Raw genomic sequence first — 14288 nt, 5'->3', positions numbered from 1 at the left:
CTACTCCATCGAGATGCGCAGGGCGGCGGCGCTCGCCCAAGGACACAGCCACAGCGCGACGCACAGCGCCGCCGCGAGCAGCGAGAAATTCGCGTTCGACCATGCGTTGCCTGAGGCCACATCGGCCGCGCCGACGCCGAACACGAGCACCGGCACATAGAGCGGCAGGATCAAAAGCGCGAGCACGACGCTGCCGCCGCGCACGCCGAGCGTGAGCGCCGCGCCCATTGATCCGATCAGCGAAAGCAGCGGCGTGCCGACCAGAAGCGACGCCATCAGCATGAGGATGGTGCGGGCGTCGAGTCCATATTCCAGCGCGACGACCGGAGCTAGCACGACGAGCGCGAGGCCCGTCGTCAGCCAGTGCGCGACGATCTTGCCGAGTACGATGCCCGCGAGCGGCTGCGGCGAAAGCAGCATCTGCTCGAGCGCGCCGCTCGCGAAATCGCCGCTGAAAAGCTGTCCCGCCGAAAGCAGCGCGGCGAACAGCGCGGTGACCCACAGCACGCCCGGCGCAATGGCGTGCAGCAGCGCCGGATCGGGACCGATGCCGAGCGGAAACAGGCTCGACGCCAGCACGAAGAACAGCAGCACGGAAAGCGTGACCGTGCGCGAGCGCCAGTTGAGGATCAGCTCGCGGCGGATGACCTGAAGCGTCAGATGCGCGAGGCCCGTCATGCCGCGCTCCGGGCGAGATGCAGATGCCGCGTGCGGGCGGCATCGACGGGAAGCGGGCGATGCGTGGTCGCGACGAGCGTGCCGCCAGCGCGCAGATGTTCGTCGATGCACGCGGTGAACCAGCGCGCGCCGGTTTCGTCGAGGGCTTCGGTGGGTTCGTCGAGCAGCCAGAGCGGCTTATGCGCCAGCACGAGACGCGCGAGCGCGACGCGTCTGCGCTGGCCTTGCGACAGACGCGCGAGACGCGTGCGCATCAGCGGCAGGACGCCGGCGGCGTCGAGCACGTCGCGCTCCCGTTCTCGCGCGCCGCTCGCGCCGAGCACGGCCGCAAAGCGCAGATTCTCGGCGACGCTCAGTTCGCCGCTGCAACCGTCGGCGTGTCCGAGATACGCGAGATCGCGCCGGAAGCGCACGGGTTCGTCGCGCACGTCCGCGCCGCGCCACGATACGGTGCCCGCGACGGGCGGCAGCAGTCCAGCCAGCGCCGCGATCAGCGAGCTTTTGCCACTGCCGTTCGCGCCGTGGATCAGCAGGGCCGCGCCGCCATCGACGCAAAAGTCCGCGCTGGCCACGATGGTGCGGCTGCCGCGCATCACGTCGAGTTGCCGGGCGCTGAGCATCGATGTCTCCTCTCGGTCGATTCGCTTCGATGGATGCGCTACTTCTTTCCGCTGTTCTCCCTTTCCTGCGCCTTCACCATGTTCGGCAATTCGTGCGCGATGCCCTTGTGACAGTCGATGCAGGTCTTCTCGCCGGTCTCAAGAAAGCGCTGATGCGCTTCCTGCGCGCGCGGGCTCTGGCGCGTGAAGTCCATGTACTGGAACGAGTGGCAATTGCGGCACTCCAGCGAATCGTTCGCCTTGAAGCGCGCCCACTCGTGCTCGGCGAGTTCGAGCCGCTTGTCGAGGAACTTCTCGCGCGTGTTCACGGTGCCGAAGATCTTCGCCCACACTTCCTTCGACGCCTGCATCTTGCGCGCGATCTTGTCGGTCCAGTTGTGCGGAACGTGACAGTCGGAGCACTTCGCGTGGACGCCGGTGCGGTTGCTGAAGTGAATCGTGTTCTTCAGCTCCGCATAGGTGTTGTCGCGCATCTCATGACAGCCGGTGCAGAAGACTTCGGTATTGGTGAACTCCATCGCCGTGTTGAACGCGCCCCAGAAAATCACGCCCGCGACGAAGCCGCCCAGCGTCAGAAAGCCGAGGCTGTAGTACAGGCTCGGCCTTCGGATGGTGATCCAGTAGCGTTTGATCAATGCCCACATGATGGTCGCTTATCGCTTCTGGTTTTTGGGCGCTTGCGGCTTGATGTCCTCGACGGCGACGAACGAATTGCCGACGAGCGGTTTCGCATCCGCCTGCGGAACGTGACACTGCGTGCAGAAGTAGCGGCGCGGCGACAGATGCCCCGACACCACGCCATCGCGATCCATGTAATGCGACACGGCCACCGGCACCGCGCCGCTTTCCTCCGCGCGGCTGCGCGCGTGACAGGCGAGACAGCGGTTGGCGTTCTTGTCGAGCTGATAGTTGTCGATCTTGTGCGGGATCGTCGGCGGCTGCTGCGCGTAGTTCAGGCCGCGTATGACGTCCTTGTTTTCCGTCGGCGCGATCAGCGGCGGCTTCGTTTCCTCGTTGATCGGCGTCATGCCGCGCAGCGAGTCGTGGAACGGCAGGCTCGGCACGGTCGGCTGCGCGAGCGCCACCAGCGCGGCGAGCGCAACCAGCGATGCGATGACGGTGGCGAAGAACGCGCGCATGATGGGCTCCTAGACCCGCACGATCTTGACCGCGCACTTCTTGAAGTCGGTCTGGAACGAGATCGGATCGGTGGCGTCGAGCGTCACCTTGTTGATGAGCTGGCTCGAATCGAACCACGGCACGAACACGAGTCCGCGCGGCGGCTTGTCGCGTCCGCGCGTCTCGATGCGCGTGCGCATTTCGCCGCGCCGCGAGATCACGCGCACCTCCACGCCGCGCCGCACGCCGAGCGCCTTTGCGTCGTCCGGATGCATGAAGCAGACCGCGTTCGGAAACGCGCGATACAACTCGGGCACGCGACGCGTCATCGAGCCGGAATGCCAGTGTTCGAGCACGCGCCCGGTCGCGAGCCAGAACGGATATTCCTTGTCCGGCGATTCGGCGGGCGGCTCGTAGGGCAGCGCGTAGATCACCGCGCGGCCATCCGGATTGCCGTAGAACTGCCAGCCGGTGCCCGCTTTCACGTAGGGATCGGTGCCTTCCTTGTACCGCCAGAGCGTTTCCTTGCCGTTCACGACCGGCCAGCGGATGCCGCGCGCCTTGTGATACATGTCGAACGGCGCGAGATCGTGACCGTGTCCGCGTCCGAAGCTCGCGTATTCCTCGAACAGGCCTTTCTGAATGTAGAAGCCGAACGCCTTCGCTTCGTTGTTGCGGTATTTCGCGTCGACTTCGGATGCCGGGAACTTGTCGACCTGGCCGTTGCGATACAGGACGTCGTAGAGCGTCTTGCCCTTGTATTCCGGCTTCTTCGCGATGAGCTCGGGCGGCCACACTTCCTCGACCTTGAAACGCTTCGAGAACTCGACGAGCTGCCAGAGATCCGAGCGCGCGTCGCCGGGCGCCTGAACGAGCTGATGCCAGAACTGCGTGCGCCGCTCCGCGTTGCCATACGCGCCTTCCTTCTCGACCCACATCGCGGACGGCAGGATCAGATCGGCGGCGACGGCCGTGACCGTAGGATAGACATCCGACACGACCACGAACGCCGCGGGATTGCGATATCCCGGAAAGCCTTCGTTGTTCAGGTTCGCCGCGGCCTGCATGTTGTTGTTGACCATCACCCAGTAGGCGTTGATCTTGCCGTCGTGCAGCATGCGGTTCTGCAATACGGCGTGATAGCCCGGTTTGTCGGGAATGGTGCCCTCCGGCAGTTTCCAGATGTGCTCCGCTTCCTCGCGATGCTTCGGGTTGGTCACGACCATGTCCGCCGGAAGCCGATGCGAGAACGTGCCGACCTCGCGCGCCGTGCCGCACGCCGAAGGCTGGCCGGTGAGCGAGAACGGACTATTTCCGGGCGTCGAAATCTTGCCCGTCAGCAGATGCAGGTTGTAGACCATGTTGTTGGCCCACGTGCCGCGCGTGTGCTGATTGAAACCCATGGTCCAGAAGGACACCACTCTCGTCTTCGGGTCCGCATACATTTCCGCGAGCTGGTCGAGCTTGCTCTTCGGCACGCCCGAGAGCTTTGTCACGTAAGCCGCGTCGTAGCGCGAGACGAATTTCGCGAAATCGTCGAAGGTGATCGGCTGGGAACCGTTGGCGTCGTTCGCGTTTTTCGCAGCCTTCTGCAGCGGATGGTCGGGCCGCAGTCCATAGCCGATATCCGTATTGCCCTTCCTGAAGTTCGTATGTTTGTCGATGAAATCGCGATTTACCTTGCCATTCTTGATGATGTAGTTCGCGATGTAGTTCATGATCGCGAGATCGGATTGCGGCGTGAACACGATGGTTTCGTCGGCGAGATCGAACGAGCGGTGCTCGAACGTCGAGAGCGTGACGACGCGCACGTTCGGGTCCGAGAGCCGCCGCGCCGTGACGCGCGTCCAGAGCACCGGATGCATCTCCGCCATGTTGGAGCCCCACAACACGAAGGCGTCGGTTTCCTCGATATCGTCGTAGCAGCCCATCGGCTCGTCCATGCCGAAGGTGCGCATGAAACCCGTCACCGCCGAAGCCATGCAATGCCGCGCGTTCGGGTCGAGGTTATTGCTGCGAAAGCCCGCTTTCATCAGCTTGACGCCGGCGTAGCCTTCCCACACGGTCCACTGGCCCGAACCGAACATGCCGATCGCGGTCGGCCCCTTGTCCTTCAGCACGCGCTTGAACTGCTCGGCCATGACGTTGAACGCCGTGTCCCACGAAACCGGCGCGAACTCGCCGTTCTTGTCGTACTTGCCGTTCTTCATGCGCATGAGCGGCGTGGTCAGGCGATCCTGCCCGTACATGATCTTCGAGAGGAAATAGCCTTTCACGCAGTTGAGCCCGCGATTGACTTCGGCTTGCGGGTCCGCCTGCGTCGCCACGACCTGATTGCCTTTCACGCCGACGAGCACGCCGCACCCGGTGCCGCAGAATCGGCACGGCGCTTTCGACCACGTGAGGTCGTCGCTCTGGGCGACGGCTTCCATGCCGGGCAGCGTGATCCCGGCGGATGCGGCCGCGGTGGCGGCGGCCGTCTGCTTAATGAACGCGCGACGAGTCAGTTTCATCCGCAATATCCTCGGCAAGCGAATCGATATGCTCGTGATGCTGATAGACGAGCGCGGTGCTCACGACATCGGGAATGGCCTGCACCGCGTGCAATTGATCGGCAACGTGCGACGAGCGATCGCCTTCGAGCGTGAGTACGATTTTTCCTTCGGCGCTCGATCCGTGAACCTGCGCGCCCGGCAGCGCGGCGAGATCGCGGATCACCCGTTGCATTGCTTCTATACGGGCGTATACAACGACACCGGCTATGTGAAACTCGCAAGACGCATCGGTCTTATCGTCGTAACGATCATTGCTGTTGACGGGCATGTGCTCCATTTAATTGAAATAGTCGCGACGCTCGTTAGTGATGTGGCGGTCCGCCTATCAGCATTTGATAGAACCAGATCGTGAATCCGTAAGCGGCAATGATCATGACCGTAAGCACGGGAACCATGACGACGGTCAGAAACAAAAAACTGCGCATCTCTTCGGATTTGCGTATTTCGTCGTTCTCATCCATGGGGCGCGTCAGATCTCGCTTGGCAATGTGGGATGGCCTGCACGAAAGACGATTCCATTGTTGGCATATGGAATGCGTGTTTTCAAGTCGAAATTCGCTTTGCGCGTGGCGCGGGTTGTGCAACGGTTGATTAAATGTGCGCCCTGAAGACATGCCGACAGGACGCAATGCGCGGATTGTTTCTTCTTCTAAAACTCATGGCCGCTTTGTGAATGCGGCGACCGCAACGTTGTATTTCAAGATGCCGTTCGGTTTTCGCCCGACTCTGAATGGCGCATTTGACTCGGCTGCATAAAATTCGGGCAACTTCAAAACCACGCAAATGCATCATGCCGACCAGACTCGAATTCTCGACGCCCGAAGGGCGCATGTCTCTTTCCGTCGCCGACGCCCAGTTCATGGCTTACGACGCAGGCGAGCTCGCAGTGAAGTCCATGCGCGAATTCGTCCAGCGCCTGCGCGCGATGGGCATCGGTCAACTCGCTGAAACCTATGCGCGGCTGCTGGCGCAGAACAAGGTATCCATCATGGAATTGCGCGAAGTGCGCGAGGACGCCGAAGCCTTGCTCGCGAGCAAGGAAGAGGGTGAGACGATCGTCAACGTCATCACGCCGCGGCTCGACGCGTTACGCGAGACGATCGCGCGCACGCAAGCGGAGATGCGCGAAAGCGTGGAGCGGCTGGCCGCGCTCTCCGCTGCGTGCGAGCATGCGCTGCACCAGATACCGGGTTATCGTCCGCCGGCGCGCTAATGCTGGCCGATAGCTTCAGATATCCATTCGGATATCAAATCAAGCGCCACCGTATTTCTTCAACAACGCCTGAACATCGATACGCTGTCCCTGCAGCAACAGCAGTCGCGCATGCAGCACGAGATTTTCCAGAACCAGCAATGCGGTCGTGAGCATGTAGGTCAGGTTGACGTCGCCAGGATTGAGGCCGCTTGCCTGAAGCTTCCGGTGCTTGTCGACGAGCGCGGTGATCACGAGCCTGCGCAATTCGGGCTCGCCGAATGGAAGATCGCCGTAGTCGACGGGATCTTCCCGTTCCAGTTCCGTGAGCATGCCCGTCAACTCGCTGATGGTCACTTCCATGGCTTCTCCGCAATTGAACCGCTATTGGACAGCGTGAACGGTGAACGGCGTCTTCATGTTGCCACGCCCGCGCGGAAAATTAAACGGTGTGAAGCGTCTTTGCAAGACGCGACGTACACTCGACCAGACCCGTCGGGAAATTGCAATGGCGAAGCGCGCACCAGAACCGTGGTATCACCCGCCGCAAGAAGAAATTTGCGCGTTGTGCGGGCGCGCGGTGCCGCTGGTGGAACGCGATCTGCATCATCTGGTGCCGAAGTCGCAGGGCGGAAAGCAGACGGCGGTGCTGCATCGCATCTGCCATCGGCAATTGCATGCGCTGTTCTCCGAGAAGGAGCTGGCCCAGCATTATTCGACCGTCGAGGAGTTGCTCGCGCACGAGGCCGTGCGCAGCTTCGTCGATTGGGTCAGGACCAAGCCGGACGGTTTCTACCAGCGCACGCGACGCGCGCGAGCACGCTGAGCGCTGAACGCGCGCATTACTGAGCGCAGGACGTTTCGCTCCGAAGCGCCGTCATGCCAAAGCGCTGCATGATGAAACTCTCGACGACGAGCCGAATATCCTTCTCGCGCGGCCGCGTGCCCCAGCGACTGTTGCCGGCCACCGACGCCACCGTGAACCACGAGTGCGGCGGAAACAGTTCGACGCGCAGCATGCCGCGCTCGAAGATCCGAAGACGCCCCGTGTCGATATGAAACTCGGCGCTGACCGCGCCGCCCGGCATGTCGATGTTCGCCGTGATTGCCTTCGCCTTCATGGTCTCGCTCTCTCAAAAATATGCGCCGGACACCGGGCTTGCGAACGGGTCCGACGCCGCGCGACAAGCCTCATCGTCTCTCCGCGCATATGACAACCTTATGGCGCGCGCCGCCTGCCGGATAGTCCCGCTTAAGCAGGGCGACGACCGGAGGACGCGCGATTGCCGGATTCTCCAGCGACGCCCGACGCGCGCTGTGATTTCGGCAGGGATCGAGTGATAGGCATACAGTACTGACGTTGCGACTTGCCGCCGAAATACCGGCAATATCGGCAAGTCATCCGCAACGTGTGCGAAGCATGATGGCGACCGTTCGCTTGCGCACACAAACCCGAACATCACGCATGTCTCACCGGCCGCGCATCCGCCATCAGGAGCAAGCGCCGGACCTGTTCACACGATTCGAATTCAAGAGGGAAGCAACCATGCTGAACGCGTATTCCTATGCAGCATCCGCCGCCGACAAGCCGCTCGGCCCGCATGAAATCCAGCGCCGCGCTGTCGGCCCGAACGATGTGCGCATCGACATTCTTTTTTGTGGCGTGTGCCACTCCGACCTGCACATGGCGAAGAACGAATGGGGCGGCACGAACTATCCGGTGGTGCCGGGCCACGAGATCGTCGGGCGGGTGGCGGAAGTCGGCTCGGACGTGACGAAGTTCAAGGCCGGGCAGCTCGCGGGCGTGGGCTGCATGGTCGATTCGTGCCGCGTCTGCGATGCCTGCAAGGAAGGACTCGAACAGTTCTGCGACGGCCCCGACAGTTTCATCCAGACTTACAACTCGCCGGACAAAAAGTCGGGAGGTTTCACGGCGGGCGGCTATTCGAGTTCGATCGTCGTCGATGAAGCCTTCGTGCTGAGCGTGCCCGAGAACCTCGATCCGGCCGCCGTCGCACCGCTGTTGTGCGCGGGCATCACGACGTATTCGCCGCTACGTCACTGGAACGTGAAGAAGGGCGACAAGGTCGGCGTCGTGGGACTTGGCGGGCTTGGCCACATGGGCGTGAAGCTCGCCGCCGCGATGGGCGCGCATGTCGTGCTGTTCACGACTTCGCCCGGCAAGATCGAGGATGCGAAGCGTCTCGGCGCGCATGAGGTCGTGATCTCGAAGGACCCGGCTCAGATGGCGGCGCACGCCAACAGTTTCGACTTCATCCTGAACACGGTGGCGGCGTCGCACGATCTCGACCAGTTCATGGCGCTGCTCAAGCGCGACGGCACGATGACGCTCGTCGGCGCGCCGGAGCATCCGCATCCGTCGCCTTCGGTCATGAACATGATCTTCAAGCGGCGCTCTCTCGCCGGATCGCTGATCGGCGGCATTGCGGAGACGCAGGAAATGCTCGACTTCTGCGGCAAGCACGGCATTACGTCCGATATCGAAATGATCCGCATGGACGAGATCAACACGGCCTACGAGCGCATGCTCAAGAGCGACGTGAAGTATCGTTTCGTGATCGATATGGCGACGCTGTCGAAGTAAGTCGCGCGTTCAGCGGGTCGCGCCCAGTGCCTGCCGCATGCTTTCGACGAAGCGTTCGGTCACCGCGGGCAAGGTCCGCCCGCGCTTCTTCACGATCGCGATCGGCCGCGCGAACGCCGCGTGGCCGATCGGTTTCGCGACGAGTCCCGGCTCCGCGCGCACCTCGCGCGCGGTTTCGGGCAGGATGGTCACGCCAAGGCCGCCGCGCACCATGGCCACGGCGGTCATCATGTAAGTCGGTTCGCACGAAATATCCAGCGCTTCGCGCGTTTCGCTCAAGGCTGCATCGACGACCGCGCGTACGCTCGTGCCCGGCGCGGTAAGCACGAGCGGCAGGCGCGCGAGATCGTCCAGGCTTACGCGCCGCTTCTTCGCCAGCGCGTGTTCGCGCGGGCACACCGCGACGAGCCGATCCACGCCCGCGTGCAGCACCTCGAGCATCGGGTCGAGCACTTCGCCGCCTGTCAAACCTACATCCGCTTCCTCGTTGCGCACGAGCGCATTCACGGTGCTCGCCACCACATCGCGAATCTGAAAGACGACGCGCGGCACCTCGCGCTTCATGCCGATGATGAGCTCAGGCAACACGCTGGCCGCGAACGTCGGCAAACAGGCGATGCGGATCGTGCCGCTTTCGCCGACACCCAGCGCGCGCGCGTCGCGCAGCACGGTTTCCATGTCGCGCAACGATTTGCGCAGCAGCGGCAGCAACTCGCGTCCCGTGGGGGTGAGCGCGACATTGCGGCTGTTGCGATCGAACAGGCGCGCGCCGACCGCTTCCTCCAGCCTGCGTATCTGCACGGTCAAGGCCGGCTGCGACAGATGCAGCCGCTCCGCCGCGCGCGTGAAACTGCCCGCCTCGGCCACGGCGACCAGCGCCCGGATATCGCGTAGATTCAGATCCATTATAGTTCGTGATAGCTGCGATCAAATCATTTCAATTGTGTTATTGCCGCTTCGAACTTACTCTGGGCTACATCAAAAAACAAGATTCGGAGACAAGTTCATGCTGCCGTTGCTCGGCCTGGCCACTATCGTCGTCCTGCTCGGGGCGATTCTTTCCAAGCGCATGTCGCCGCTGGTTGCGCTCATCATCGTGCCGATCGCGGCGTCGCTGATCGGCGGCTTCGGCCTGCACACGAGCAAGTTCGTCATCGACGGGCTGAAGAGTCTCGCGCCCGTTGTCGGCATGTTCGTGTTCGCGATTCTCTACTTCGGCACGATCACGGACGCGGGCACGCTCGATCCGATCATCGACCGCATTCTGCGCGCGGTCGGCACGAAGCCGACGCGCATCGTGATGGGCACGACGTTGCTCGCGCTGCTGATCCATCTCGACGGCTCCGGCGCGGTCTGCTTTCTCGTCACGATTCCCGCGATGCTGCCGCTCTACGAGCGCCTGAACATGGATAAGCGCGTGCTCGCGGCGGCCGTGTCGATGGCGGCGGGCATCAACTTCCTGCCGTGGACGGGGCCGATGATCCGCGCCTCCGCCTCGCTGCATCTGCCGATTTCCGCGCTGTTCAATCCGCTGATTCCCGTGCAGGCGATCGGCCTCGCGTTCGTGTTCGGCATGGCGTGGTGGCTCGGCCGACGTGAAGAGATACGCCTCGGCTATTCGAGCGCGAACGGCGCGGCGCCGATGCCCGAGCGCAAGCTCACGCCCGAGGAAGCCGCGCTGCGCCGGCCGAAGAACTTCTGGTTCAACATTGTTTTGACGATCGTCGTGCTCGGCACGATGGTCGTGATGGGCGAGAAAATTCCGCCCGCGATCATGTTCATGGTCGGCCTGTGCATCGCGCTGATGGTGAATTACCCGAACGTCGACACGCAGAGAAAGCGCATCGACGCCCACGCGCGCGCCGCGCTGATGATGGCGGGCATTCTGCTGGCGGCGGGCGTGTTCACCGGCATCATGCAGGGCAGCGGCATGCTGAAAGCGATGGCGCAGGCGGCGGTCGGCTTCGTGCCGCCGGCGATGGCCGGGCACATTCCCGTCGCACTCGGCCTGCTGTCGATGCCGCTTTCCATGCTCTTCGATCCCGATTCGTTCTATTTCGGCGTGTTGCCGGTGATCGCCGAAGTGGCTTCGCAGCTCGGTGTGCCGGCGGTGCATGTCGGGCAGGCCGCGCTGCTCGGCCAGATGACGACCGGCTTTCCGGTCAGCCCGCTCACGCCCGCGACGTTTCTCGTTGTCGGACTGTGCGGCATCGATCTCGCGGATCATCAGAAGTTCACGTTTCCGCTGCTGTTCGGCGCCTCGATCGTCATGACGATCGCGTGCGTCGTGCTCGGCGTGTTTCCGTTGTAAAGGGCGAGCATCATGAAAGACACCATCAGAATCGGCGCGGGCGCGGGTTACTCGGGCGATCGCATCGAACCCGCGGTCGAACTCGCGGAGCACGGCGCGCTCGACTATCTCGTGTTCGAGTGCCTGGCCGAACGCACTATCGCCATTGCGCAGCAGGCGCGCCGCAACGATCCCGGCGCGGGCTACGATCCGCTGCTCGAAGCGCGCATGCGCGCGGTGCTGCCGGTCGCGGCGAAGAACGGCGTGCGCATCGTCTCGAACATGGGCGCGGCCAATCCGCGCGCGGCGGCGTTGCAGACGGCCCGAATCGCGCGCGAGCTCGGCCTGCGCGGATTGAAGATCGCGGCCGTCACCGGCGACGATGTGCTCGATGTCGTACTGCGCTCGAATCTGCGTTTTGAGGAAAGCGGCGATGAAGTCAGCGCCTACGCGGACCGCATCGTGTCGGCGAACGCGTATCTCGGCGCCGCGCCGATCGCGGCCGCGCTCGCGGCGGGCGCGGACATCGTGCTGACCGGACGCGTGGCGGACCCGTCGCTGTTCACCGCGCCGCTGATCCACGAATTCGGCTGGAGCATGGACGACTGGAACACGCTCGGGCAGGCAACGGTCGTCGGGCATCTGCTCGAATGCGCGGGCCAGGTGACGGGCGGCTATTTCGCCGATCCGGGCTGCAAGGACGTCGCCAATCTCGCGCGGCTCGGCTTTCCGATCGGCGAAGTGACCGCGGATGGGACGGTCGTCGTGACCAAGGTGGCGCATGCGGGCGGTTGCGTCACCGAAGCTACCTGCAAGGAGCAGCTGCTTTATGAAATTCACGATCCGGCGCGTTACTTCCAGCCGGACGTCGTCGCGGATTTCACGCAAGTCCAGGTCGCGCAACAGGCGCGGGATCGCGTGCGCGTAACCGGCGGACGCGGCCACGCGCGCACCGGCACGCTGAAAACCTCGGTGGCTTATGTCGATGGTTACATCGGCGAAGGTCAGATTTCCTACGGCGGACCCGGCGCGGTGGCGCGCGCGCGGCTCGCGCTCGACATCGTGCGCGAGCGTCTCGCGATCACGAACGTCGACACGAGCGAGTTGCGCTTCGACCTGATCGGTGTGAACTCGCTGCATGGCGACGCCATCGCGGCGAAGTATGGCGAACCATACGAAGTACGCGTGCGCGTCGCGGGCCGGGTGTCGAATGCTAAGGAGGCGGCGCGCATCGGCAACGAAGTCGAAACGCTGTATACAAACGGCCCGGCGGGCGGCGGCGGCGTGACGAAGGCGACACGCGAGGTCATTGCGGTGCAGTCCGTGCTGCTCGCGCGCGAACATGTGAATCCCGTCTTCGAATTCGTGGAGGCAAGCGATGAAACTGCGTGAACTGGCGCACGGCCGCACCGGCGACAAGGGCAACACGCTCAACGTCTCGGTGATCTGCTTCGACGCGAAGCACTACGCGCATCTGTGCGAACAACTGACGCCGGAGCGGGTGAAGGCGCATCTCGCCGATATCGTCAAAGGCGACGTCGTGCGTCACGAACTGCCGCTTCTGCACGCGTTCAACTTCGTGCTGGGCTACGCGCTCGGCGGCGGCGTCACGCGCTCGCTGGCGCTCGACGCTCACGGCAAGTCGGTAAGTTCTGCGCTGCTGGATATCGAAATCGCCGAACCCTCGATTGGTCGTATGAAATGAGGGCCCTGGGTCAAAAGCCGGATGGTGGGAAAAACTAACTAACCAGGTAAAAAACGCCGTCTGACAATAGACAAAAGCTCGCCAAAACCACGCATAAAGCTCTCGTTAGACTTTTTTACACTTTAGTTGAGGGGCGGTCCTAAACGTCTGAATACAATCGGAAATTGTTAAAGATTGTGTAATCGACGGGGACAATGGCGACGAAGCGAAAAACGATACTCTGCATTTTCGGAACGCGGCCCGAAGCCATCAAGATGGCCCCGTTGGTGAAAGCGCTGGAAGCGGAGTCCGGGTTTCGTTGCGTCGTGTGCGTGACTGGCCAGCATCGCTCGATGCTGCAGCAGGTGCTCGACCTGTTCGATATCACGCCTCAATACGATCTCGCGGTCATGTCGGAGAACCAGACCCTGAACGGGCTGGCGTCGCGGCTGATCGCGGGTATCGATGAAGTCATCACGCGGGAAGAGCCGGATCGCGTGCTCGTGCACGGCGACACCACGACCGCGACGGCGGCGGCGCTCGCCGCGTTCCACCGGCAAGTGCCGGTCGGGCACGTCGAGGCGGGCCTGCGCACCGGCGACATGCAGCGGCCGTGGCCGGAAGAGATGAACCGGCGCGTGGTCGATGTCGTCAGCGACCTGATGTTCGTGCCCACGCCGCGCTCGCTCGAAAATCTCGCGAAGGAAACGCTCCATGGACGCGCGTTCGTCACCGGCAACACGGTGATCGACGCGCTCCTGTCCGTGACCGCGCGCATCGATTCGAACGATGCGTTGCGTCACTCGCTCGATGCGCGCTTTCCGTTCCTCGACGCCACGAAACGTATGGTGCTCGTCACCGGCCATCGGCGTGAAAGCTTCGGACAGGGCCTGCGCGACATCTGCACGGCGCTTGTGCAACTCGCGCGGCGCGACGACGTACAGATCGTCTATCCCGTGCATCTGAATCCGAACGTGCAGGAGACGGTGAAGCAGGCGCTCGGCACTGCGCCGAACGTCCATCTGATCGAGCCGCAGGAGTACACGGGCTTCGTGCGGCTGCTGCAGCGCGCGACGCTCGTGCTCACCGATTCCGGCGGCGTGCAGGAAGAAGCGCCGGCGCTCGGCAAGCCGGTGCTCGTCATGCGCGACGTCACTGAGCGGCCCGAGGCGATCGATGCGGGAACCGCGAGGCTTGTCGGCACGCAAAGCGATGTCATTGCCGCAGCGGTGAATCTGCTGCTCGACGACGAGAACGCTCGTGCGGAGTTTGCCCGCAGCGTCAATCCGTATGGCGACGGACACGCGTCGGCGCGGATCGTTGCGGCGCTCGCGGAGCGTCCCTTCGAGGAATTTCGTCCGCCGTCCTTGCGCGGAACGAAAAATGCACCTCATACGAATGGCGAGACGCTCGCTTAAGTCCCTTCGATGAAATCCGCATCACTTGTCGCGCCAAGGCCGGGCCGCGACCTCGGACGGGAAAGCTTGCTCGCAGTAGTAACAATTTAAATATCCCGGCCGGGAATCAGGTTTCACGCAATCGCGG

General features: G+C 63.1%; 17 protein-coding genes. 7 read left to right on the top strand and 10 right to left on the bottom strand.

The window, feature by feature from the left end; all coding sequences use genetic code 11:
- The 7 genes from ccmB to napE are packed head-to-tail and all read right to left on the bottom strand — an operon-like array spanning position 1 to position 5433.
- Entirely contained in the window at positions 1–678 is a 678-nt protein-coding gene (ccmB, locus tag AWB79_RS26505; RefSeq protein ID WP_061170417.1) for a heme exporter protein CcmB, read from the bottom strand.
- The gene (gene ccmA / locus AWB79_RS26500; RefSeq protein WP_061170416.1) at positions 675–1298 is read right to left on the bottom strand and encodes a cytochrome c biogenesis heme-transporting ATPase CcmA; all 624 of its coding nucleotides are present in this window, start codon (positions 1296–1298) and stop codon (positions 675–677) included. The genes ccmB and ccmA overlap by 4 nt, the downstream gene beginning before the upstream one ends.
- A 38-nt stretch (positions 1299–1336) precedes the next feature.
- Positions 1337–1942, bottom strand: a complete 606-nt coding sequence (locus tag AWB79_RS26495; RefSeq protein WP_061170415.1) for a NapC/NirT family cytochrome c — start codon at positions 1940–1942, stop codon at positions 1337–1339.
- 9 nt (positions 1943–1951) lie between these two features.
- Complete coding sequence (locus tag AWB79_RS26490; protein WP_061170414.1) at positions 1952–2437, bottom strand: nitrate reductase cytochrome c-type subunit; 486 nt, start codon at positions 2435–2437, stop codon at positions 1952–1954.
- 9 nt (positions 2438–2446) lie between these two features.
- A complete protein-coding gene (napA, locus tag AWB79_RS26485; RefSeq protein WP_061170413.1) occupies positions 2447–4930 on the bottom strand; it encodes a periplasmic nitrate reductase subunit alpha in 2484 nt (827 codons plus the stop codon).
- On the bottom strand, positions 4902–5240 hold the full coding sequence (locus tag AWB79_RS26480; RefSeq protein WP_063963554.1) for a chaperone NapD: 339 nt from the start codon (positions 5238–5240) through the stop codon (positions 4902–4904). The genes napA and AWB79_RS26480 overlap by 29 nt, the downstream gene beginning before the upstream one ends.
- A 34-nt stretch (positions 5241–5274) precedes the next feature.
- Entirely contained in the window at positions 5275–5433 is a 159-nt protein-coding gene (napE, locus tag AWB79_RS26475) for a periplasmic nitrate reductase, NapE protein (protein WP_061170411.1), read from the bottom strand.
- A 329-nt stretch (positions 5434–5762) separates the two neighbouring features.
- On the opposite strand from napE, the gene AWB79_RS26470 reads away from it, so the two are divergent.
- Positions 5763–6185, top strand: coding sequence for a hypothetical protein (locus AWB79_RS26470; protein WP_061170410.1), 423 nt, complete (start codon positions 5763–5765; stop codon positions 6183–6185).
- Between the two features lie 39 nt (positions 6186–6224).
- Here AWB79_RS26470 and AWB79_RS26465 read toward each other — a convergent pair whose 3' ends face one another.
- Complete coding sequence (locus tag AWB79_RS26465; RefSeq protein WP_061170409.1) at positions 6225–6527, bottom strand: hypothetical protein; 303 nt, start codon at positions 6525–6527, stop codon at positions 6225–6227.
- 40 nt (positions 6528–6567) lie between these two features.
- On the opposite strand from AWB79_RS26465, the gene AWB79_RS26460 reads away from it, so the two are divergent.
- Positions 6568–6990, top strand: coding sequence for an HNH endonuclease (locus AWB79_RS26460; RefSeq protein WP_232471026.1), 423 nt, complete (start codon positions 6568–6570; stop codon positions 6988–6990).
- 16 nt (positions 6991–7006) lie between these two features.
- Here AWB79_RS26460 and AWB79_RS26455 read toward each other — a convergent pair whose 3' ends face one another.
- Positions 7007–7285: a hypothetical protein gene (locus AWB79_RS26455; protein WP_061170407.1), complete on the bottom strand. Its 279-nt coding sequence runs from the start codon at positions 7283–7285 to the stop codon at positions 7007–7009.
- Between the two features lie 425 nt (positions 7286–7710).
- Here AWB79_RS26455 and AWB79_RS26445 point away from each other — a divergent pair, with 425 nt between their 5' ends.
- Positions 7711–8769: an NAD(P)-dependent alcohol dehydrogenase gene (locus AWB79_RS26445; protein ID WP_061170405.1), complete on the top strand. Its 1059-nt coding sequence runs from the start codon at positions 7711–7713 to the stop codon at positions 8767–8769.
- 9 nt (positions 8770–8778) lie between these two features.
- Here the strand turns inward: AWB79_RS26445 and AWB79_RS26440 are convergent, their stop codons facing one another.
- A complete protein-coding gene (locus tag AWB79_RS26440; protein WP_061170404.1) occupies positions 8779–9675 on the bottom strand; it encodes a LysR family transcriptional regulator in 897 nt (298 codons plus the stop codon).
- A gap of 100 nt (positions 9676–9775) precedes the next feature.
- Here AWB79_RS26440 and AWB79_RS26435 point away from each other — a divergent pair, with 100 nt between their 5' ends.
- The 4 genes from AWB79_RS26435 to wecB all read left to right on the top strand — a co-directional run bounded on the left by AWB79_RS26435 (position 9776) and on the right by wecB (position 14161).
- Positions 9776–11080, top strand: coding sequence for a CitMHS family transporter (locus AWB79_RS26435; RefSeq protein ID WP_061170403.1), 1305 nt, complete (start codon positions 9776–9778; stop codon positions 11078–11080).
- Between the two features lie 12 nt (positions 11081–11092).
- Positions 11093–12451, top strand: coding sequence for an acyclic terpene utilization AtuA family protein (locus AWB79_RS26430; protein ID WP_061170402.1), 1359 nt, complete (start codon positions 11093–11095; stop codon positions 12449–12451).
- Positions 12438–12764: an AtuA-related protein gene (locus tag AWB79_RS26425; RefSeq protein ID WP_061170401.1), complete on the top strand. Its 327-nt coding sequence runs from the start codon at positions 12438–12440 to the stop codon at positions 12762–12764. The genes AWB79_RS26430 and AWB79_RS26425 overlap by 14 nt, the downstream gene beginning before the upstream one ends.
- A gap of 194 nt (positions 12765–12958) precedes the next feature.
- On the top strand, positions 12959–14161 hold the full coding sequence (gene wecB / locus AWB79_RS26420) for a non-hydrolyzing UDP-N-acetylglucosamine 2-epimerase (protein ID WP_061170400.1): 1203 nt from the start codon (positions 12959–12961) through the stop codon (positions 14159–14161).
- Positions 14162–14288 lie beyond the last annotated feature (127 nt).

It is taken from the genome of Caballeronia hypogeia, from assembly GCF_001544875.2.
Taxonomy (GTDB): Bacteria; Pseudomonadota; Gammaproteobacteria; order Burkholderiales; family Burkholderiaceae; genus Caballeronia; species Caballeronia hypogeia.
The sequence above is the reverse complement of the archived record's forward strand: the minus strand, read 5'-3'. Positions and strand labels throughout refer to the sequence as shown.